The sequence below is a fragment of the Streptomyces sp. NPDC041940 genome (assembly GCF_055589465.1).
Window position 1 is genome coordinate 1 of sequence record NZ_JBVJBP010000020.1, and the last position, 21,050, is coordinate 21,050.

General features: G+C 69.4%; 19 protein-coding genes. 3 read left to right on the top strand and 16 right to left on the bottom strand.

The window, feature by feature from the left end:
- Window positions 1-112: 112 nt before the first annotated feature.
- The 14 genes from nuoN to ACZ6I3_RS28645 are packed head-to-tail and all read right to left on the bottom strand — an operon-like array spanning window position 113 to window position 16,148.
- Entirely contained in the window at window positions 113-1,762 is a 1,650-nt protein-coding gene (nuoN, locus tag ACZ6I3_RS28580; protein WP_469418466.1) for an NADH-quinone oxidoreductase subunit NuoN, read from the bottom strand.
- Window positions 1,759-3,354: an NADH-quinone oxidoreductase subunit M gene (locus ACZ6I3_RS28585; RefSeq protein ID WP_469418468.1), complete on the bottom strand. Its 1,596-nt coding sequence runs from the start codon at window positions 3,352-3,354 to the stop codon at window positions 1,759-1,761. Before ACZ6I3_RS28585 ends, nuoN begins: the two co-directional genes overlap by 4 nt.
- A 5-nt stretch (window positions 3,355-3,359) precedes the next feature.
- A complete protein-coding gene (gene nuoL, locus ACZ6I3_RS28590) occupies window positions 3,360-5,273 on the bottom strand; it encodes an NADH-quinone oxidoreductase subunit L (RefSeq protein WP_469418469.1) in 1,914 nt (637 codons plus the stop codon).
- A 15-nt stretch (window positions 5,274-5,288) separates the two neighbouring features.
- Window positions 5,289-5,588, bottom strand: coding sequence for an NADH-quinone oxidoreductase subunit NuoK (gene nuoK, locus ACZ6I3_RS28595; protein WP_003992252.1), 300 nt, complete (start codon window positions 5,586-5,588; stop codon window positions 5,289-5,291).
- Window positions 5,585-6,427 carry an NADH-quinone oxidoreductase subunit J gene (locus ACZ6I3_RS28600; RefSeq protein ID WP_469418470.1) on the bottom strand — a complete coding sequence of 281 codons (843 nt, stop codon included), beginning with the start codon at window positions 6,425-6,427 and terminating at the stop codon, window positions 5,585-5,587. The genes nuoK and ACZ6I3_RS28600 overlap by 4 nt, the downstream gene beginning before the upstream one ends.
- The gene (gene nuoI / locus ACZ6I3_RS28605) at window positions 6,427-7,065 is read right to left on the bottom strand and encodes an NADH-quinone oxidoreductase subunit NuoI (RefSeq protein WP_469418682.1); all 639 of its coding nucleotides are present in this window, start codon (window positions 7,063-7,065) and stop codon (window positions 6,427-6,429) included. The genes ACZ6I3_RS28600 and nuoI overlap by 1 nt, the downstream gene beginning before the upstream one ends.
- A gap of 16 nt (window positions 7,066-7,081) precedes the next feature.
- Window positions 7,082-8,461: an NADH-quinone oxidoreductase subunit NuoH gene (gene nuoH / locus ACZ6I3_RS28610; protein ID WP_469418472.1), complete on the bottom strand. Its 1,380-nt coding sequence runs from the start codon at window positions 8,459-8,461 to the stop codon at window positions 7,082-7,084.
- The gene (locus ACZ6I3_RS28615) at window positions 8,458-10,962 is read right to left on the bottom strand and encodes an NADH-quinone oxidoreductase subunit G (RefSeq protein ID WP_469418474.1); all 2,505 of its coding nucleotides are present in this window, start codon (window positions 10,960-10,962) and stop codon (window positions 8,458-8,460) included. The genes nuoH and ACZ6I3_RS28615 overlap by 4 nt, the downstream gene beginning before the upstream one ends.
- Window positions 10,959-12,305 carry an NADH-quinone oxidoreductase subunit NuoF gene (gene nuoF, locus ACZ6I3_RS28620; protein ID WP_469418475.1) on the bottom strand — a complete coding sequence of 449 codons (1,347 nt, stop codon included), beginning with the start codon at window positions 12,303-12,305 and terminating at the stop codon, window positions 10,959-10,961. Before nuoF ends, ACZ6I3_RS28615 begins: the two co-directional genes overlap by 4 nt.
- Entirely contained in the window at window positions 12,305-13,165 is an 861-nt protein-coding gene (gene nuoE / locus ACZ6I3_RS28625) for an NADH-quinone oxidoreductase subunit NuoE (protein WP_469418477.1), read from the bottom strand. Before nuoE ends, nuoF begins: the two co-directional genes overlap by 1 nt.
- Window positions 13,162-14,484: an NADH-quinone oxidoreductase subunit D gene (locus ACZ6I3_RS28630; protein ID WP_215119578.1), complete on the bottom strand. Its 1,323-nt coding sequence runs from the start codon at window positions 14,482-14,484 to the stop codon at window positions 13,162-13,164. Before ACZ6I3_RS28630 ends, nuoE begins: the two co-directional genes overlap by 4 nt.
- The gene (locus ACZ6I3_RS28635; RefSeq protein ID WP_469418479.1) at window positions 14,481-15,224 is read right to left on the bottom strand and encodes an NADH-quinone oxidoreductase subunit C; all 744 of its coding nucleotides are present in this window, start codon (window positions 15,222-15,224) and stop codon (window positions 14,481-14,483) included. The genes ACZ6I3_RS28630 and ACZ6I3_RS28635 overlap by 4 nt, the downstream gene beginning before the upstream one ends.
- Window positions 15,221-15,775, bottom strand: a complete 555-nt coding sequence (locus ACZ6I3_RS28640) for a NuoB/complex I 20 kDa subunit family protein (RefSeq protein WP_003998928.1) — start codon at window positions 15,773-15,775, stop codon at window positions 15,221-15,223. Before ACZ6I3_RS28640 ends, ACZ6I3_RS28635 begins: the two co-directional genes overlap by 4 nt.
- A gap of 13 nt (window positions 15,776-15,788) precedes the next feature.
- Complete coding sequence (locus ACZ6I3_RS28645; RefSeq protein WP_003974383.1) at window positions 15,789-16,148, bottom strand: NADH-quinone oxidoreductase subunit A; 360 nt, start codon at window positions 16,146-16,148, stop codon at window positions 15,789-15,791.
- A gap of 724 nt (window positions 16,149-16,872) precedes the next feature.
- On the opposite strand from ACZ6I3_RS28645, the gene ACZ6I3_RS28650 reads away from it, so the two are divergent.
- Window positions 16,873-17,718: a C40 family peptidase gene (locus ACZ6I3_RS28650; protein ID WP_469418480.1), complete on the top strand. Its 846-nt coding sequence runs from the start codon at window positions 16,873-16,875 to the stop codon at window positions 17,716-17,718.
- A 273-nt stretch (window positions 17,719-17,991) separates the two neighbouring features.
- Here ACZ6I3_RS28650 and ACZ6I3_RS28655 read toward each other — a convergent pair whose 3' ends face one another.
- The gene (locus tag ACZ6I3_RS28655; protein WP_469418482.1) at window positions 17,992-19,287 is read right to left on the bottom strand and encodes a geranylgeranyl reductase family protein; all 1,296 of its coding nucleotides are present in this window, start codon (window positions 19,285-19,287) and stop codon (window positions 17,992-17,994) included.
- A 98-nt stretch (window positions 19,288-19,385) separates the two neighbouring features.
- On the opposite strand from ACZ6I3_RS28655, the gene ACZ6I3_RS28660 reads away from it, so the two are divergent.
- Together ACZ6I3_RS28660 and ACZ6I3_RS28665 are read left to right on the top strand one after the other, a co-directional pair.
- Window positions 19,386-19,892 (top strand): GNAT family N-acetyltransferase, encoded by a 507-nt coding sequence (locus tag ACZ6I3_RS28660; RefSeq protein ID WP_469418483.1) that lies wholly within the window; start codon window positions 19,386-19,388, stop codon window positions 19,890-19,892.
- Between the two features lie 133 nt (window positions 19,893-20,025).
- On the top strand, window positions 20,026-20,337 hold the full coding sequence (locus ACZ6I3_RS28665) for a PASTA domain-containing protein (RefSeq protein ID WP_189728562.1): 312 nt from the start codon (window positions 20,026-20,028) through the stop codon (window positions 20,335-20,337).
- Window positions 20,338-20,349: 12 nt separating this feature from the next.
- On the opposite strand, the gene ACZ6I3_RS28670 is transcribed toward ACZ6I3_RS28665, so the two are convergent.
- Window positions 20,350-21,045, bottom strand: a complete 696-nt coding sequence (locus ACZ6I3_RS28670; protein ID WP_469418485.1) for a demethylmenaquinone methyltransferase — start codon at window positions 21,043-21,045, stop codon at window positions 20,350-20,352.
- Between the last annotated feature and the right edge of the window lie 5 nt (window positions 21,046-21,050).

Below are 21,050 nucleotides of genomic sequence, written 5' to 3' on the forward strand. Positions count from 1 at the left end.
CCCCCCCCCCCCCCCCCCCCCCCCCCCCCCCCCCCCCCCCCCCCCCCCCCCCCCCCCCCCCCCCCCCCCCCCCCCCCCCCCCCCCCCCCCCCGCCCGTCGGCAGGCGCGCGGTCAGCGCACGAAGACTCCCGCCTGACCCGCCAGGTCGAGGAAGTACTGCGGCGCCACACCGAGCACCAACGTGACCGCCACCCCCACCCCGATCGCCGTCATGGTCAGCGGCGACGGCACGGCCACCGTCGGGCCCTCCGGCCGCGGCTCGCTGAAGAACATCAGCACGATGACGCGGATGTAGAAGAACGCCGCGATCGCCGAGGAGATCACACCGACCACGACCAGCGGGGCGGCCCCGCCCTCCGCCGCCGCCTTGAACACGGCGAACTTCCCGGCGAAGCCGGAGGTGAGCGGAATGCCCGCGAAGGCCAGCAGGAACACCGCGAACACGGCCGCCACCAGCGGCGAGCGCCGGCCGAGCCCCGCCCACTTGGACAGGTGCGTCGCCTCGCCGCCCGCGTCCCGCACGAGCGTGACCACCGCGAAGGCGCCGATCGTCACGAACGAGTACGCGGCCAAATAGAACAGCACCGACGACACACCGTCCGGCGTGGTCGCGATGACACCCGCCAGGATGAACCCGGCGTGCGCGATCGACGAGTACGCCAGCAGCCGCTTGATGTCGGTCTGCGTGATCGCGACGATGGCACCGCCCAGCATGGTGATGATCGCCACGGCCCACATCACCGGGCGCCAGTCCCAGCGCAGGCCCGGCAGGACGACGTACAGCACACGCAGCAGCGCGCCGAACGCCGCCACCTTCGTCGCCGCCGCCATGAAGCCGGTCACCGGCGTCGGCGCGCCCTGGTACACGTCCGGTGTCCACATGTGGAACGGCACCGCGCCCACCTTGAACAGCAGGCCCATCACCAGCAGCGCGGCGCCGACCAGCAGCAGCGCGTCGTTGCCCATGGTGCCGGCGAGCGCCGGGTTGACGTCCTGCACCGTGCCGTCGACGACCTGCGCGATCGTCGCGTACGACATCGAGCCCGCGTAGCCGTACAGCAGCGCGATGCCGAACAGGGTGAACGCGGAGGCGAAGGCGCCGAGCAGGAAGTACTTGACCGCCGCCTCCTGCGACAGCAGCCGCTTGCGGCGGGCCAGCGCGCACAGCAGGTACAGCGGGAGGGAGAAGACCTCCAGCGCCACGAAGAGCGTCAGCAGGTCGTTGGCCGCCGGGAAGATCAGCATGCCGGCGACGGCGAACAGCAGCAGCGGGAACACCTCGGTGGTGGTGAACCCGGCCTTGACCGCGGCCTTCTCGCTCTCGCTGCCCGGCACGGACGCGGCCTGCGCGGCGAAGGAGTCGACACGGTTGCCGTGCGCCTCCGGGTCGAGGCGCCGCTCGGCGAAGGTGAACAGGCCGACCAGGGCCGCCAGCAGGATCGTGCCCTGCAGGAAGAGGGCCGGTCCGTCGACGGCGATGGCGCCCATCGCCGCGATGTGCGCCTTGGTCGTGGCGTACCCGTCGGCCGCCAGCGCCACGACCGCCGCGAAGGCGGCCGCGATCGCGACGACGGACACGAACATCTGGACGTAGTAACGGGACTTGCGCGGTACGAACGCCTCGACCAGGATCCCGACGATCGCCGCACCGACGATGATCAAGGTGGGGGCGAGCTGCCCGTATTCGATCTTCGGCGCGTCGATCTTCGTGATCGGTTCGGCCGCCGTTGTCCACAGGCTGTGGACGGCTGTTGCGCTCACTTGGCCGCCTCCACCTCGGGCTTGGGGTCCTTCTGCTGTACGTCGGACATGGTCTGTTTGACCGCCGGGTCGATGATCTGGGTGAGGGGCTTCGGGTAGACGCCCAGGAAGATCAGCAGGACGACCAGCGGGGCGACGACCACCAGTTCACGCACCCTGAGGTCCGGCATCTTCGCGAGCTCGGGTTTCACCGGGCCCGTCATCGTCCGCTGGTAGAGGACGAGGGTGTAGAGCGCGGCCAGGACGATGCCGAAGGTGGCGATGATGCCGACCACCGGGTACCGCGTGAACGTGCCGACCAGGACCAGGAACTCGCTGACGAACGGTGCGAGGCCCGGCAGCGACAAGGTCGCCAGGCCGCCGATGAGGAACGTGCCGGCGAGCACCGGAGCGACCTTCTGCACTCCGCCGTAGTCGGCGATGAGCCGCGAGCCACGCCGGGAGATCAGGAAGCCCGCCACCAGCATCAGCGCGGCGGTCGAGATGCCGTGGTTGACCATGTAGAGCGTCGCCCCGGACTGGCCCTGGCTGGTCATCGCGAAGATGCCCATGATGATGAAGCCGAAGTGGGAGATCGACGCGTACGCCACCAGCCGCTTGATGTCACGCTGGCCCACGGCGAGCAGGGCGCCGTAGATGATGCTGATGAGCGCCAGCACGAGGATCGCGGGCGTCGCCCACTTGCTCGCCTCCGGGAAGAGCTGGAGGCAGAAGCGGAGCATCGCGAAGGTGCCGACCTTGTCGACGACCGCCGTGATGAGCACGGCGACCGGGGCGGTGGACTCCTGCATCGCGTTGGGCAGCCAGGTGTGCAGCGGCCACAGCGGCGCCTTCACCGCGAAGGCGAAGAAGAAGCCCAGGAACAGCCACCGTTCGGTGTTGGTCGCCATGTCGAGCGAGCCGTTGGCCCGGGCCTCGGCGATCTCCGTGAGCGAGAAGTTCCCGGCGACCACGTACAGGCCGATCACCGCGGCCAGCATGATCAGACCGCCGACCAGGTTGTAGAGCAGGAACTTCACCGCCGCGTACGACCGTTGCGTCGCCGCCGCCTTCTCGCCGTGCTCGTGGGCACGGTCCCCGAAGCCGCCGATGAGGAAGTACATCGGGATCAGCATGGCTTCGAAGAAGATGTAGAAGAGGAAGACGTCGGTGGCCTCGAAGGAGATGATCACCATCGCCTCGACGGCCAGGATCAGGGCGAAGAAGCCCTGCGTCGGCCGCCACCGGCCCGCAGCAAAGCTGCTGAGAGATGCAGCGCCGGTCTCCAGCGGGTCGGCGTCGTGCCAGCCCGCGAGGACGATGAACGGGATGAGCAGGGCCGTGAGCGCGATCAGCGCCACCGCGATGCCGTCCACGCCCAGTTCGTAGCGGACGCCGAAGTCGGCGATCCAGGAGTGGGACTCGGTGAGCTGGTAGCGGTCGCCGTCCGGGTCGAAGCGCACCAGGACGACGATCGCCAGGACGAGCGTGGCGAGCGAGAAGAGCAGCGCCAGCCATTTGGCGACGGTGCGCCGCGCGGCCGGTACGGCGGCCGTGGCGATCGCCCCGACGGCCGGGAGCACCGCTGTCGCTGTCAGGAGAGGAAAGGACATCGGTATCAGACCGCCCTCATCAGCAGGGTCACGGCGACCAGGACCGCCGCACCGCCGAACATCGAGACCGCGTAGGAGCGGGCGAAGCCGTTCTGCAGCTTGCGCATCCGCCCGGAGAGGCCGCCGACCGAGGCCGCCGTGCCGTTGACGACGCCGTCGACCAGGGTGTGGTCGACGTAGACCAGGGACCGCGTGAGGTGTTCGCCGCCGCGGACCAGGACGACGTGGTTGAAGTCGTCCTGGAGCAGGTCGCGCCGGGCGGCCCGGGTGAGCAGCGATCCGCGCGGGGCGACAACCGGTACCGGGCGCCGTCCGTACTGCGCCCAGGCGAGGGCGACGCCGATGACCATGCAGGTGACGGTCGCGCCGGTGACCGCGGCGGCGCTGAGCGGCGAGTCGCCGTGGCTGTGCCCGGTGATCGGCTCCAGCCAGTGCACGAAGCGGTCGCCGATGCTGAAGAACCCACCGGCGGCCACGGATCCGACGGCCAGCACGATCATCGGGATCGTCATGATCTTGGGCGACTCGTGCGGATGCGGTTCATGGCCGTTCGCGTCGGGCTGCCAGCGCTTCTCGCCGAAGAACGTCATCAGCATCACGCGCGTCATGTAGAAGGCCGTGATGGCCGCGCCCAGCAGGGCCACACCGCCGAGGATCCAGCCCTCGGTGCCGCCCTTGGCGAACGCCGACTCGATGATCATGTCCTTGGAGAAGAAGCCGGACAGGCCCGGGAAGCCGATGATCGCCAGGTAGCCGAGGCCGAAGGTGACGAAGGTGACCGGCATGTACGTCCTGAGGCCGCCGTACTTCCTCATGTCCACCTCGTCGTTCATGCCGTGCATGACCGAACCGGCGCCGAGGAACAGCCCCGCCTTGAAGAAGCCGTGCGTCACCAGGTGCATGATCGCGAAGACGTAGCCGATGGGGCCGAGGCCCGCGGCGAGCACCATGTAGCCGATCTGCGACATGGTCGAGCCGGCCAGTGCCTTCTTGATGTCGTCCTTCGCGCAACCGACGATCGCACCGAACAGGAGCGTGACCGCACCGACGACGGTGACGACCAGCTGGGCGTCCGGGGCGCCGTTGAAGACGGCCGCGGAGCGGACGATCAGGTACACGCCCGCCGTCACCATCGTCGCGGCGTGGATGAGGGCCGAGACCGGGGTCGGGCCCTCCATCGCGTCCCCGAGCCAGGACTGCAGCGGCACCTGGGCCGACTTGCCGCAGGCCGCGAGCAGCAGCATCAGGGCGATGGCGGTCAGCTTGTCCTCACCGGCGGCACCGGCGAGCCCGGCCTCCTCGTGGGTGCCGAGCACCGGCCCGAAGGCGAAGGTGCCGAACCACAGGAACATCAGCATGATCGCGATGGAGAGGCCCATGTCGCCGACGCGGTTGACCAGGAAGGCCTTCTTCGCGGCCGTGGCGGCGCTGGGCTTGTGCTGCCAGAAGCCGATCAGCAGGTAGGAGGCGAGACCGACGCCCTCCCAGCCGACGTACAGCAGCAGGTAGTTGTCGGCGAGGACGAGCAGCAGCATCGCCGCGAGGAACAGGTTCAGATAGCCGAAGAAGCGGCGGCGCCGCTCGTCGTGCTCCATGTACCCGACGGAGTAGAGGTGGATCAGCGAGCCGACGCCCGAGATCAGCAGGACGAACGTCATCGACAGCTGGTCGAGCTGGAAGGCGACGTCCGCCTGGAAGCCCTCGACCGGGATCCAGCTGAACAGGAACTGGCCCATCTCCCGGTGGTCCGGGTCCTTGCCCAGCATGTCGGCGAACAGCACCAGGCCGAGCACGAAGGAAGTGGCAGCGAGGGCCGTGCCGATCCAGTGGCCGACGGCGTCCAGCCGGCGTCCGCCGCACAGCAGGACCACCGCTCCGAGCAGGGGCGCCGCCACCAGCAGCGCAATCAGGTTCTCCACGATTCTTCCGACCCCTTACAGCTTCATCAGGCTGGCGTCGTCGACCGAGGCCGAGTGGCGGGCACGGAACAGGGACACGATGATCGCGAGCCCGACCACGACCTCGGCGGCGGCGACGACCATCGTGAAGAACGCGATGATCTGGCCGTCGAGGTTGCCGTGCATCCGGGAGAAGGCGACGAACGCGAGGTTGCAGGCGTTGAGCATGAGCTCGATGCACATGAACACGACGATCGCGTTGCGCCTGATCAGCACGCCGGTGGCGCCGATCGTGAACAACAGGGCCGCGAGGTAGAGGTAGTTGACCGGGTTCACTTCGACGCCTCCTCGGACCGCTGGAACTTCGCCGGCCCGACCGCCCTGCGCTCCAGGCGGTCCTCGGACCGCTGCTCCAGAGCCTTGAGGTCGTTGAGCGCCTCCTGCGACACGTCGCGGATCTGGCCGCGCTCGCGCAGCGTCTTGCTGACGGTGAGGTCGGAGGGTGTGCCGTCGGGCAGCAGGCCCGCGATGTCGACCGCGTTGTGCCGGGCGTACACACCGGGTGCCGGCAGTGGCGGCAGCTGCTTGCCCTCCCGGACGCGTTCCTCGGCGAGTTCCCGCTGCGTCTTGGCACGCTCGGTGCGCTCGCGGTGGGTGAGCACCATGGCGCCGACGGCGGCCGTGATGAGCAGGGCGCCGGTGATCTCGAACGCGAAGACGTACTTGGTGAAGATGAGGGCGGCGATGCCCTCCACGTTTCCGCCGGCGTTCGCCTGGCCGATGCCGTTGAACTCCGTGAGGGAGGCGTTGCCGATGCCGCCGATCAGCAGGACTCCGAAGCCGAGACCGCACAGCAGGGCCAGCCAGCGCTGGCCCTTGATGGTCTCCTTCAGGGAGTCCGCCGCGGTCACGCCGACGAGCATCACCACGAACAGGAACAGCATCATGATCGCGCCGGTGTACACGATGATCTGTACGACGCCCAGGAAGTAGGCGCCGTTGGCGAGGTAGAACACCGCCAGGATGATCATGGTCCCGGCGAGGCAGAGGGCGCTGTGCACGGCCCTCTTCATGAGGATGGTGCACAGGGCGCCGATCACCGCGATGGTGCCGAGGATCCAGAACTGGACGGCCTCTCCGGTGGAGGTGGAGTAGGCGGCGAGCTGGGCGGTCATCAGCCGACCACCTTCCCGGACGCCGGCTCGGTCCCGCCGAAGGTGGAGTCGGACTCCTGCACGACCTCGCCCTCGGAGTGGGCGACCTGCTGCTCCGTGCCGGGCGCGGCCTCGGTGACCAGGCCCCGGTAGTAGTCCTGTTCGTCCGTTCCCGGGTAGATGGCGTGGGGCGAGTCGACCATGCCGTCCTCGAGACCGGCGAGCAACTGCTCCTTGGTGTAGATGAGGTTGGCCCGGCTGGAGTCGGCCAGCTCGAACTCGTTCGTCATCGTGAGCGCGCGGGTGGGGCACGCCTCGATGCACAGGCCGCACAGGATGCAGCGGGCGTAGTTGATCTGGTAGACGCGGCCGTACCGCTCGCCCGGCGAGTAGCGCTCCTCGTCGGTGTTGTCCGCGCCCTCCACATAGATCGCGTCCGCGGGGCAGGCCCACGCGCACAGCTCACAGCCGACGCACTTCTCCAGGCCGTCCGGATGGCGGTTGAGCTGGTGCCGTCCGTGGAAGCGCGGAGCCGTGGTCTTCTGCTGCTCCGGGTACTGCTCGGTCAGCCGCTTCTTGAACATGGCCTTGAAGGTCACGCCGAAGCCGGCCACGGGGTTCTGGAAACCGGGCTTGGTGTCCTTCGGTTCCTCAGCCATCGAACGCTCGGGTACCTCAGCCATCGGACGCCTCCTTTCCATCCGTAGATCCGCCCAGAGATTTGTCACTCTGGGTATCGGGCCCACCACTGACAATCAGCTCACGATCACGCCGTGAGCGGCGTCGCGGAGCCGGCGGAAGCTCCTGTCCGGGCAGCGGCGGTACGGGGAATCCGCCCGCCATGGGGTCGAAGGCCGCCGGGGCTTCGGCCGGTTGCTCGGCCTGCTTGGACTTCTCGCGGAACATGTCGACGACGAAGGAGAGCACCAGCAGGGCCAGCACGCCGCCGCCGACGTAGAGCACGATGTCGGCGAAGTCGTAGTTCTCGTTGCGCAGGGCGCGCACGGTGGCGACGAGCATCAGCCACACCAGCGAGACCGGGATGAGGACCTTCCAGCCGAGCTTCATCAGCTGGTCGTAGCGGACGCGCGGGAGCGTGCCGCGAATCCAGATGAACATGAACAACAGCAGCTGGACCTTGACGGTGAACCAGAGCATCGGCCACCAGCCGTGGTTCGCGCCCTCCCAGAAGGTGCTGATCGGCCACGGGGCCCGCCAGCCGCCGAGGAACAGCGTGGTGGCGACGGCCGAGACGGTCACCATGTTGACGTACTCGGCGAGCATGAACATCGCGAACTTGATCGACGAGTACTCGGTGTTGAAGCCGCCGACCAGGTCGCCCTCGGACTCCGGCATGTCGAACGGGGCGCGGTTGGTCTCGCCGACCATCGTGACGATGTAGAGGATGAAGGAGAGCGGCAGCAGCACGATGTACCAGCGGTCGGCCTGCTGCTCCACGATCGCCGACGTCGACATCGACCCCGAGTAGAGGAACACGGAGGCGAAGGCGGCGCCCATCGCGATCTCATAGGAGATCATCTGCGCGCAGGAGCGCAGACCGCCCAGCAGCGGGTACGTCGAGCCGGAGCTCCAGCCCGCCAGGACGATGCCGTAGATGCCGACCGAGGCGACCGCGAGGATGTAGAGCATCGCGATCGGCAGGTCGGTGAGCTGCATCGTGGTGCGCTGGCCGAAGATCGAGATCTCGTTGCCGGCCGGGCCGAAGGGGATCACCGCGATCGCCATGAAGGCAGGGATGGCCGCGATGACCGGCGCGAGGACGTAGACCGCCTTGTCCGCGCGCTTGACGATCACATCCTCCTTCAGCATGAGCTTGATGCCGTCGGCGAGCGACTGGAGCATGCCCCAGGGGCCGTGCCGGTTCGGGCCGACGCGCAGCTGCATCCAGGCGACGACCTTGCGCTCCATGACGATGGAGACCAGCACGGTCACCATCAGGAACGCGAAGCAGAACACCGCCTTGATGACGACCAGCCACCACGGGTCGCGGCCGAACATCGAGAGGTCTTCAGCGGCCAGGAGGTACGGGCTCATGCCTCCACCTCCTTGGGGGCCTCGCCGGCGAGCGTCGCCGGGCCGATGCGGACGAGGGAGCCGGGCCGCGCCCCGGTGTCGGAGGCGACGCCGCCACCGCTGGAGTTCAGCGGCAGCCACACCACCCGGTCGGGCATCTCACTGATCTGGAGCGGGAGTTCCACGACGCCCTGGGAGCCGGTCACGGCGAGGAGGTCGCCGTCCTTGACGCCCGCCTCGGCGGCCGTCGCGGCCGACACACGCGCGCGTGCGGCGTGCCGGGTTCCGGCGAGTGCCTCGTCGCCCTGCTGGAGGAGGCCCTGGTCGAGCAGCAGCCGGTGCCCGGCGAGGACGGCCTCGCCGACGGCCGGGCGGGGCAGCGCGGCCGCGGTCTCCAGGGGTTCGCCGGCCCGCGGGCCGTCCCAGGCACCGAGCCGGTCGATCTCCGCGCGCACGGTGCGCAGGTCGGGCAGTCCGAGGTGGACGTCCATGGCGTCGGCCAGCATCTGCAGCACGCGCGCGTCGGTCGGCGCGAGGCGGCGGGTCATCTGGTCGGGCTTGAGCGCGGCCTCGAAGAAGCGGACCCGGCCTTCCCAGTTGAGGAAGGTGCCGGCCTTCTCGGCGACCGCGCCGACGGGCAGGACGACATCGGCCTCACGGCTGATCTCGCTGGGCCGCAGTTCGAGGGAGACCAGGAAGCCGACCTCGTCGAGCGCCTCACGCGCGCGTGCCGGGTCGGGCAGGTCGGCGATCTCCACGCCCGCCACCAGCAGGGCCTGCAGCTCGCCGGTCGCGGCGGCCTCGACGATCTGGCCGGTGTCGCGGCCGTAGCGGTGCGGGAGGCCGGCCACGCCCCAGACGCCGGCGACCTCGTCACGCGCGCGTGGGTCGGTGGCCGGGCGTCCGCCCGGCAGCAGCGACGGCAGCGCGCCCGCCTCGATCGCGCCGCGCTCCCCGGCCCGGCGCGGGATCCACACCAGCCGGGCACCGGTCGCGGAGGCGGCGCGTACGGCGGCGGTGAGTCCGCCGGCCACCGCGGCCAGCCGCTCGCCGACGACGATCACGGCGCCCTCGGCACGCAGCGCCTCGGAGGCCGCCGCGCCCTCGTCCTCCAGGCCGACGCCGCTCCCGAGCGCGTCCAGCCACTCGGTCTCGGTGCCGGGAGCCGCTGGCAGCAGCGTGCCACCGGCCTTCTCCAGACCGCGGGTGGCGTGCGTGGCCAGCGAGAAGACCCGCTGCCCGTGCCCCCGCCAGGCCTTGCGCAGCCGCAGGAAGACGCCGGGCGCCTCCTCCTCCGCCTCGAACCCGACCAGGAGGACGGCGGGCGCCTTCTCCAGTGCGGTGTACGTGACGCCCGTACCGTCGAGGTCCCGGCCGCGCCCGGCGACCTGGGCGGCGAGGAAGTCGGCCTCCTCACCGCTGTGCACGCGCGCGCGGAAGTCGATGTCGTTGGTGTCGAGCGCCACGCGCGCGAACTTGCTGTACGCGTAGGAGTCCTCGATGGTGAGCCGGCCGCCGGTCAGGACACCGGTGCGGCCCCGGGAGGCCAGCAGCCCCTGGGCCGCGATCTGCAGCGCCTCGGGCCAGGAGGCCGCCTCCAGCTCACCCTCGGCGTTGCGCACGAGCGGCGTCTGGAGCCGGTCCCGCTGCTGCGCGTACCGGAACCCGAACCGCCCCTTGTCGCAGATCCACTCCTCGTTGACCTCGGGGTCGTTGGCCGCCAGGCGCCGCATGACCTTGCCGCGCCGGTGGTCGGTGCGCGTGGCGCAGCCGCCGGAGCAGTGCTCGCAGACCGACGGGGAGGAGACCAGGTCGAAGGGGCGGGAGCGGAATCGGTACGCCGCCGAGGTCAGCGCGCCGACCGGGCAGATCTGGATGGTGTTGCCGGAGAAGTACGACTCGAACGGGTCGCCCTCGCCGGTGCCGACCTGCTGGAGCGCGCCCCGCTCGACCAGCTCGATCATCGGGTCGCCCGCCACCTGGTTGGAGAACCGGGTGCAGCGGGCGCACAGCACGCAGCGCTCACGGTCGAGCAGCACCTGCGTGGAGATCGGCACGGGCTTCTCGTACGTGCGCTTGCGGCCCTCGAAGCGGGAGTCGGCGTCGCCGTGCGACATGGCCTGGTTCTGCAGCGGGCACTCGCCGCCCTTGTCACAGACCGGGCAGTCCAGCGGGTGGTTGATGAGCAGGAGCTCCATCACACCCTTCTGGGCCTTCTCCGCGACCGGCGAGGTGAGGTGGGTCTTCACCACCATCCCGTCGGTGCAGGTGATGGTGCAGGACGCCATGGGCTTGCGCTGGCCCTCGACCTCGACGATGCACTGGCGGCAGGCGCCGGCCGGATCGAGGAGCGGGTGGTCGCAGAACCGGGGGATCTCGATGCCGAGCTGCTCGGCGGCCCGGATGACCAGGGTGCCCTTGGGCACGCTGATCTCGGCGCCGTCGATCGTCAGCGACACGAGGTCCTCCGGCGGGACCGCCGCGTCTCCCCCGCCGGAGGGAGAGCTGGTGGTCACGGTCATGCGTTCACCTCCGTGCGGTCGGCCCAGGCCGTCGACTTCGCCGGGTCGAAGGGGCAGCCCCGGCCCGTGATGTGCTGCTCGTACTCCTCGCGGAAGTACTTGAGCGAGGAGAAGATCGGCGAGGCGGCGCCGTCGCCGAGGGCGCAGAAGGACTTGCCGTTGATGTTGTCGGCGATGTCGTTCAGCTTGTCGAGGTCGGACATCCGTCCCTTGCCGGCCTCGATGTCGCGCAGCAACTGGACGAGCCAGTAGGTGCCTTCGCGGCAGGGCGTGCACTTGCCGCAGGACTCGTGGGCGTAGAACTCGGTCCAGCGTGTGACGGCCCGCACCACGCAGGTCGTCTCGTCGAAGCACTGGAGAGCTTTTGTGCCGAGCATGGAACCCGCGGCGCCCACTCCTTCGTAATCAAGAGGGACGTCGAGATGCTCGTCGGTGAACATCGGGGTCGAGGAGCCCCCCGGCGTCCAGAACTTGAGGCGGTGCCCGGGGCGCATGCCGCCGCTCATGTCGAGGAGCTGGCGGAGCGTGATCCCGAGCGGCGCCTCGTACTGGCCGGGGCCCGCGACATGGCCGGACAGGGAGTAGAGCGTGAAGCCTGGCGACTTCTCACTCCCCATCGACCGGAACCAGTCTTTGCCCCGGGTCATGATCGCGGGAACCGACGCGATGGACTCGACGTTATTCACCACAGTCGGGCACGCGTAGAGGCCCGCGACAGCAGGGAAGGGGGGACGGAGCCGCGGTTGACCCCGGCGGCCTTCGAGCGAGTCGAGCAGTGCGGTCTCCTCACCGCAGATGTACGCGCCCGCGCCCGCGTGCACGGTGATGTCGAGGTCGAGTCCGCTGCCCTGGATGTTCTCGCCCAGGAAGCCGGCCTCGTACGCCTCGCGTACGGCGGAGTGCAACCGCCGCAGCACTGGGACGACTTCACCACGCAGATAGATGAAGGCATGCGAAGACCTGATGGCGTAACACGCGATGATCATGCCCTCGATGAGGCTATGTGGGTTCGCGAAGAGGAGCGGGATGTCCTTGCACGTCCCCGGCTCCGACTCGTCGGCGTTGACAACTAGATAGTGCGGCTTGCCGTCCCCCTGGGGAATGAACTGCCACTTCATCCCCGTAGGGAATCCGGCGCCGCCGCGCCCGCGCAGACCGGACTCCTTGACGTACGCGATCACGTCGTCCGGCGACATGGCGAGCGCCTTGCGCAGCCCTTCGTACCCCTCGTGCCTTCGGTACACGTCCAGCGTCCAGGACTTGTCCTCGTCCCAGAAGGCCGACAGCACCGGTGCGAGCAGTTTCTCGGGGCTCATGTCTTTCAGCTCGGGTGCCAAGGTCATCACTCCCCCTCCTCGGCGGCGGGCCCGGCCGGGTGGGCCGGGTCGGAGGCCGACGTGTCCTGCGGCGCGTCGTGCGAGCTCAAGTGCTCCGTCGGTGACGGGTCGTGAGGTGTCTCGGTCCGGGCCGCCTCACCGCGCGGATGCACCACGCGCGCGGGAGCGCTCTCCCCCTTGGCGAGCTTCAGGCCGATGAGGGAGGCGGGGCCCGCGCTCCCGCCGGACTCGACGGCTCCGTCCCGCTCGTCGGGGAAGCCCGCCAGGACCCGGGCGGTCTCCTTGAAGGTGCACATCGGGGCCCCGCGGGTGGGCGTGACCGGCCGTCCCGCGCGCAGGTCGTCGACGAGGCGCTTGGCGCTGCCCGGGGTCTGGTTGTCGAAGAACTCCCAGTTGACCATCACGACCGGCGCGAAGTCGCAGGCCGCGTTGCACTCGATGTGCTCCAGGGTGACCTTGCCGTCGTCGGTGGTCTCGCCGTTGCCGACGCCGAGGTGCTCCTGGAGCTCCTCGAAGATCGCGTCGCCGCCCATCACGGCACACAGGGTGTTGGTGCACACCCCGACCTGGTAGTCACCGCTCGGCCTGCGCCGGTACATGGTGTAGAAGGTGGCGACCGCGGTGACCTCGGCCGTGGTCAGGCCGAGCATGTCCGCGCAGAACCGCATTCCCGTGCGCGTGACGTGTCCCTCCTCCGACTGCACGAGGTGCAGCAGCGGCAGGAGGGCGGACCTGGAGTCCGGGTAGCGGGCGATGACCTCGCGCGCGTCCGTCTCCAGACGGGCCCGGACGTCGTCCGGGTAGGCGGGCGCGGGCAGTTCGGGCATGCCCAGGCTGACGCCCCGCTCGGAAGAAGAGGTGGTCACCGGTCGACGCCTCCCATCACGGGGTCGATGGACGCGACGGCGACGATGACGTCGGCGACCTGGCCGCCCTCGCACATCGCCGCCATGGCCTGCAGGTTGGTGAAGGACGGGTCGCGGAAGTGGACCCGGTAGGGGCGGGTGCCGCCGTCGGACACGACGTGCACCCCGAGTTCGCCCTTGGGCGACTCGACCGCCGCGTACGCCTGTCCCGGCGGGACGCGGAAGCCCTCGGTGACCAGCTTGAAGTGGTGGATCAGGGCCTCCATGGAGGTGCCCATGATCTTCTTGATGTGGTCGAGGGAGTTGCCGAGGCCGTCGGGCCCGAGGGCGAGCTGGGCGGGCCAGGCGATCTTCTTGTCGGCGACCATGACCGGACCGGGCTGGAGCCGGTCCAGGCACTGCTCGACGATCCGGAGCGACTGGCGCATCTCCTCGAGCCGGATGAGGAAGCGGCCGTAGGAGTCGCAGGTGTCGGCGGTCGGGACGTCGAAGTCGTACGTCTCGTAGCCGCAGTACGGCTGCGTCTTGCGCAGGTCGTGCGGCAGGCCGGTGGAGCGCAGGATCGGGCCCGTCGCGCCGAGGGCCATGCAGCCGGCCAGGTCCAGATAGCCGACGTCCTGCATACGGGCCTTGAAGATGGGGTTCCCGGTGGCGAGCTTGTCGTACTCCGGGAGGTTCTTCTTCATCTTCTTCACGAACTCGCGGATGTGGTCCACCGCGCCGGGCGGCAGGTCCTGGGCGAGTCCGCCGGGGCGGATGTACGCGTGGTTCATCCGCAGGCCGGTGATCAGCTCGAAGATATCGAGAATGAGTTCACGATCACGGAATCCGTAGATCATGACCGTGGTGGCGCCGAGTTCCATGCCGCCGGTGGCGATGCACACCAGGTGCGACGACAGCCGGTTCAGCTCCATCAGGAGCACCCGGATGATCGAGGCCCGGTCCGGGATCTGGTCCTCGATGCCGAGGAGCTTCTCGACGCCGAGGCAGTACGCCGTCTCGTTGAAGAACGGCGTCAGGTAGTCCATGCGCGTCACGAACGTCGTGCCCTGCGTCCACGTCCGGTACTCGAGGTTCTTCTCGATGCCGGTGTGCAGGTAGCCGATGCCGCAGCGGGCCTCCGTGACGGTCTCGCCCTCGATCTCCAGGATCAGGCGGAGCACTCCGTGGGTGGACGGGTGCTGGGGGCCCATGTTGACGACGATGCGCTCGTCGTCGGCGCGGGCCGCCGACTCGACGACCTCGTCCCAGTCGCCGCCGGTGACGGTGTAGACGGTGCCCTCGGTGGTCTCGCGAGGGGAGGCGTGCGAAGTGCTCATGAGTACGACCTCCGCTGGTCCGGAGCCGGGATCTGGGCGCCCTTGTACTCGACGGGGATGCCGCCGAGGGGGTAGTCCTTGCGCTGCGGGAAGCCCTGCCAGTCGTCCGGCATCATGATCCGCGTCAGGGCCGGGTGACCGTCGAAGACGATGCCGAAGAAGTCGTACGTCTCGCGCTCGTGCCAGTCGTTCGTCGGATAGACGGAGAACAGCGACGGGATGTGCGGGTCGCTGTCGGGGGCGCTGACCTCCAGGCGGAGCAGCCGGTTGTGGGTGATCGAGCGCAGGTGGTAGACGGCGTGCAGCTCGCGGCCCTTGTCGTTCGGGTAGTGGACGCCGCTGACGCCGGTGCACAGTTCGAAGCGCAGGGCCGGGTCGTCGCGCAGGGTGCGGGCGACGCGGACCAGGTGCTCGCGCTCGATGTGGAAGGTCAGCTCGTCGCGGTCGACGACCGTCTTCTCGATGGCGTTCTCCGGGAGCAGTCCCTGTTCCTCCAGGGCTCCCTCCAGTTCGTCGGCGACCTCGTCGAACCATCCGCCGTAGGGGCGGTTCGCCTGGCCCGGGAGCCGGACCGAGCGGACCAGGCCGCCGTAGCCGGAGGTGTCGCCGCCGTTGTTCGCGCCGAACATGCCGCGCTGGACGCGGATCTCCTCGCCGCCCTCGCCGCGCCGGCCGGGGAGGTTGGAGGCCGACAGGTCCTTCTCGGGGTTGGCGCCGCCCGTACCGTTCGCGTCGCTCATCGCAGCAGCCCCTTCATCTCGATGGTGGGCAGGGCCTTGAGCGCCGCCTCCTCCGCCTCGCGGGCCGCCTCCTCGGCGTTCACGCCGAGCTTGGAGGTCTGGATCTTCTGGTGGAGCTTGAGGATGGCGTCCATCAGCATCTCCGGCCGTGGCGGGCAGCCGGGGAGATAGATGTCGACCGGCACGATGTGGTCGACGCCCTGGACGATGGCGTAGTTGTTGAACATGCCGCCCGAGGAGGCGCAGACCCCCATGGAGATCACCCACTTGGGGTTCGGCATCTGGTCGTAGACCTGCCGCAGTACCGGTGCCATCTTCTGGCTGACCCGGCCGGCGACGATCATCAGGTCCGCCTGCCGGGGCGAGCCCCGGAAGACCTCCATGCCGAAGCGCGCCAGGTCGTAGCGGCCGGCGCCGGTGGTCATCATCTCGATGGCACAGCAGGCGAGGCCGAACGTGGCGGGGAAGACGGACGCCTTGCGCACCCAGCCCGCGGCCTGCTCGACGGTGGTCAGCAGGAAGCCGCTCGGCAGCTTTTCTTCGAGTCCCATGGCTAAAGGCCCCTCAGTCCCATTCCAGGCCGCCGCGCCGCCATACGTACGCGTACGCGACGAAGACGGTGAGCACGAAGAGCAGCATCTCCACGAGCCCGAAAATCCCCAGGGCGTCGAAGGTGACGGCCCAGGGGTAGAGGAAGACGATCTCGATATCGAAAATGATGAAGAGCATCGCCGTCAGGTAGTACTTGATGGGGAAGCGCCCGCCGCCGGCCGGCGTGGGGGTCGGCTCGATCCCGCACTCGTAGGCCTCGAGCTTGGCCCGGTTGTACCGCTTCGGCCCGATCAACGTGGCCATGACCACGGAGAAGATCGCAAAGCCTGCCCCGAGGGCTCCCAGTACGAGGATGGGCGCATACGCGTTCACCGCTCCTCGCTCCTCTCAGTCGGCACTGACTGCTGGCGGTTTGCATCGGGCTCACTTCCGCCCCGTCCGTCCCGCGAACCCCGCCCGCCCCGGCGAAGATCGGGAACATGTGAAGCAGGTCACAAGCCCAACCGCGTGCATCTTATGCCCGTCGCTCTGTGATCTGCGACACGGGGTATTACACAACCTTTGTGATCTCCACCACCTGACGATCGATCATGAAGTCGGATGAGCGGTGATCTTCACACGCGAAGCGTCCGAGTGATCACGAGAGGTGACATTTTGGCTCGTCAGCGCAGGCCGGAGGGGGCGTCTCAATATCAAGAGAGTTCTCTTGCATGCAAATTGGCGAGGGACTCGATCTCTTGATAGTGGCGCGTTCACACATCAGGGGGCACGAGAGGCGGGGTGTGGACGCGTGCACGCGTTCACGATCTTCGCGAGGTCGTGACCGAGCCGTGATCTACGGCGCGCGACGCGACAGCCGAGCCGACCGTTCCGTGACCTCCGTCACATCGATGAGAGACCCATGAGAACGGGGCTTGGCCAATCAAACCAACCGGTGGTAGGCGCGGGGCAATTCGGGCGTATTGATCAAAGGCCGTGATCACAGGCCAGTCACAGTGCGCCCGCAATGTCCGTTACGGCGTCAATAAAGGGGCTCGAACGGGGGTTTTGAGGGGCCGATTGAACAACTGTGGCGCAGCACACGTTTCTTGAAGATATGAAGGAGCCCCTGGTACCGGTTGTTCCCATGTCCCACACCGCTCACATACGCAGCCACCGGAAACCCCGCCGCAGTGCGACCTCGACGATCGCCGTGCGTGCCGGAGTCACCGGTGGCATCCTCAGCCTGGCAGCGGCGGGTGCGTCGGCCTCGGCGAGCGCCGCCGAGCCGGTGACGCAGACCATCGAACTGCCCACCCTGACGGCCGACATGTCCACTCAGGTCGCCCAGTCCGCTGCCGCCACCCAGCAGGCGGCCGCGAACTACGAGCTGCGCGCCGAGCGTGACGCCGCCGCCGCCAAGGCCGCCACTGAGGCCAAGAAGGACCTCGCCGAGGCGAAGAAGAAGGCGGAGGCCAAGAAGAAGGCCGCCGAGGAAGCCCGCAAGGCCGCCGCCGAGCGCGCCACGCGCAACTCCGAGCGCGCCACCCTCTCCGCCTCCGCGTCGGCCTCCACGTCTGCCTCCACGTCGGTGTCGGCGCCCTCCAGCGGCAGCGTCGCGACCGTCGTCGCCTTCCTCAAGGCACAGGTGGGCGACGCCTACGTCATGGGCGCCACCGGTCCCAGCGCCTGGGACTGCTCCTCCCTCGTGCAGGCCGCGTACAAGCAGGTTGGTGTGGACCTGCCGCGCGTCTCGCAGGACCAGTCGATGGCCGGCACGGACGTGTCGCTGTCCAACGTCCAGGTCGGCGACATCCTCTACTGGGGTGGCAAGGGCTCCGCGTACCACGTGGGTGTCTACATCGGAGACGGCCAGTACCTGGACGCGGCCAACCCGTCCAAGGGCGTCGTCATCCAGGACCTGTCGGGTTACCCGGCGTCGGGCGCGGTACGCGTCCTCTGAGTCGTCGTCCTCCGGGTCGTCTGATCTCACGCGTACGGGCTTGAGGGCCGCTGCCTCTCGGAGGCAGCGGCCCTCCCCCGTGGCACGCGTGCCCTCTCCTGCCGCCCTGACGGCGTTCTCCCAGCCTGCCCGCGCTCGGAGGTCCCCGGACCTCGAAACCGGCCCGAGCCGGTCGCAGGGGTGCCCCGAGTGGCTTCTGGGGCCTTCTCCCCGCGCGCCGGCCGACTGCGTCGAGGCGCTCGGGCCCGACCGGGCCCGGCGCCGCGTGCGTGATCAGGCCTTCGGGGCCACCTTGCTCAGCCCGTTGATGATGCGGTCCATCGCGTCGCCGCCGGTCGGGTCCGTGAGGTTCGCGAGGAGCTTGAGCGTGAACTTCATCAGCAGCGGGTGCGTGAGGCCGCGCTGGGCCGCGATCTGCATGACCTTCGGATTGCCGATGAGCTTCACGAAGGCACGGCCGAGTGTGTAGTAGCCGCCGTACGTGTCCTTCAGGACCCGCGGGTAGCGCTGGAGGGCGAGTTCACGCCCCGCGGGGGTCGGGCGGGCGTGGGCCTGGACGATGACGTCGGCGGCGATCTGGCCGGACTCCATGGCGTAGGCGATGCCCTCGCCGTTGAAGGGGTTCACCAGGCCGCCGGCGTCACCGACGAGCAGCAGGCCCTTGGTGTAGTGCGGCTGGCGGTTGAAGGCCATCGGGAGCGCCGCCCCGCGGATCGGGCCGGTCATGTGGTCGGGGGTGTAGCCCCAGTCCTCCGGCATGGACGCGCACCAGGCCTTCAGGACCTCGCGCCAGTCCAGCTCCTTGAAGGAGTCGGAGGTGTTGAGCACGCCCAGGCCGACGTTGGAGGTGCCGTCGCCCATGCCGAAGATCCAGCCGTAGCCGGGCAGGAGCCGGTCCTCCCCCGGGCCCCGGCGGTCCCAGAGCTCCAGCCAGGACTCCAGGTAGTCGTCCTCGTGGCGGGGGCTCTCGAAGTACGTCCGTACGGCCACGCCCATCGGGCGGTCCTCGCGGCGGTGCAGGCCCATCGCGAGGGACAGCCGGGTGGAGTTGCCGTCGGCGGCGACGACGAGCGGCGCGTGGAAGGTGACTTCGCGCTTGTCCTCACCGAGCTTGGCGTGCACGCCGGTGATCCGGCCGGTGCGGTCGTCGATGACCGGGGCGCCGACGTTGCAGCGCTCGAACAGCCGGGCGCCCGCCTTCTGGGCCTGCCGGGCGAGCTGGTCGTCGAAGTCGTCGCGCTTGCGGACGAGGCCGTAGTCGGGGAAGGAGGCGAGATCCGGCCAGTCGAGCTGGAGGCGCACTCCGCCGCCGATGATCCGCAGGCCCTTGTTGCGCAGCCAGCCGGCCTCCTCCGAGATGTCGATGCCCATCGCCACGAGCTGTTTCACGGCGCGCGGGGTGAGGCCGTCGCCGCAGACCTTCTCGCGCGGGAACGCGGTCTTCTCCAGCAGGAGGACGTCGAGTCCCGCCTTGGCGAGGTGGTAGGCGGTCGTGGAGCCGGCCGGCCCCGCGCCCACGACGATCACATCGGCGGTGTTCTCGGAGAGAGGCTCGGTCACGACGGTCACGGCGGGATCTCCCCAAGCTTCGGAATCTGTGTGCCGGCCGGCACAGGACATGGGCAGTCTATGCAGCGGTATCGATCACCTGCCGAAGGGATGCCTCCGTGAACCCAGCCCTCCCCGCCGTGCGACTGCGCGTGCCCACCCACGAGGACGCGTTCGTCTGGCACCGGATCTTCGACGACCCGGACGTCATGGAGTTCCACGGCGGAAGGGCCGCCGAACTGTCGGTCTACGAGGAGCTCACCGCACGCCAGCGCAGGCACGACGCCGAGCGCGGCTACTGCCTGTGGACCATGCTCGACGGGTCCGGACAGGTCATCGGCTTCACGGGCGCGCAGCCCTGGGAGCGGGACTGGGGGCCGAAGGGCGAGATCGAGATCGGCTGGCGCCTGGGCCGGGAGCACTGGGGCAAGGGGTACGTCACCGCGGCCGCGCGGCAGACGCTGGAGCGGATGCGGGCGGCCGGCGTACCGGGCGTGGTGGCGATGGTCGACGCCCGCAACAGCCGGTCCATCGCGGTCACACGGCGGCTGGGAATGCGCCTCGCCGAGACGTTCACGACGTCCACCCCGGAGCGCGCGGGGCACTGCTTCCGGCTCGACCTCTGAGACGACGGCATCACACCGCGTAGTCGACTGTCACAGAAAGACATCCGTCGCTTCCGGGCGGTACGGGACCGGAGTTACCCTTCCTGTACCGCTGGGGGTGACATCTGTGCAGATATCCCGCAAAGCACCCGAAGTGCGCGTACCGCGTCTCGTCGGTCTGATGGCCGTGGACGCGCGCGAGACGGCCCGGGCGCGGGGCCTGTTCCTCAACGCGCCGGACCGGCCCGACTTCCATCTCGCCGTCGTCGACTACGTCGTACGCCAGTACCCGCAGCCCGAGGCCGAGGTGCCGCGGGACTCGATGGTCTACGTGTGGTTCGACTTCGGTCCCGGCGAGGGCGGCGGAGGCGTGCACGAGCCGCGGATCCCGAGACCGCCCAGGGGCGGCCTGCAACGGGAGCTGGACGAGCCGGGCGACCCGTACATGGTCCTCAGCTCCCCGTGAGCCCTGTAGGGATCAGCTCTCCTTGAAGCCCCGGTGCAGGGCCACGATCCCGCCGCTCAGGTTGCGCCAGGCCACCCGCGACCAGCCGGCCTTGCCCAGCCGCTCGGCCAGCGCGGGCTGGTCGGGCCAGGCGCGGATGGACTCGGCGAGGTAGACGTAGGCGTCGGGGCTGGAGGACACGGCCCGGGCGACCGGCGGCAGGGCGCGCATCAGGTACTCGGTGTAGACCGTGCGGAACGGCGCCCAGGTCGGGTGCGAGAACTCGCAGATCACGATCCGCCCGCCGGGCCGGGTCACCCGCTGCATCTCCCGCAGGGCCGCGTCCGTGTCCTGCACGTTGCGCAGCCCGAAGGAGATGGTGACGGCGTCGAAGGTGCCGTCCTTGAAGGGGAGCCGCGTCGCGTCGCCGGCGGTGTAGGGCAGCCAGGGCCGGCGCTCCTTGCCGACCTGGAGCATGCCCTGCGAGAAGTCGCACGGGACGACGTAGGCACCGGTCTGCGCGAAGGGCAGCGAGGAGGTGCCCGTCCCCGCCGCCAGGTCGAGGACCTTCTGCGCCGGGCGCGCGTCGACCGCCTTGGCGACCTCCTTGCGCCATCGCCGGTCCTGGCCGAGGGACAGCACGTCGTTGGTCAGGTCGTACCGTTCCGCCACGTCGTCGAACATCGAGGCGACTTCGTGCGGCTGCTTGTCCAGGGATGCGCGGGTCACGCGCC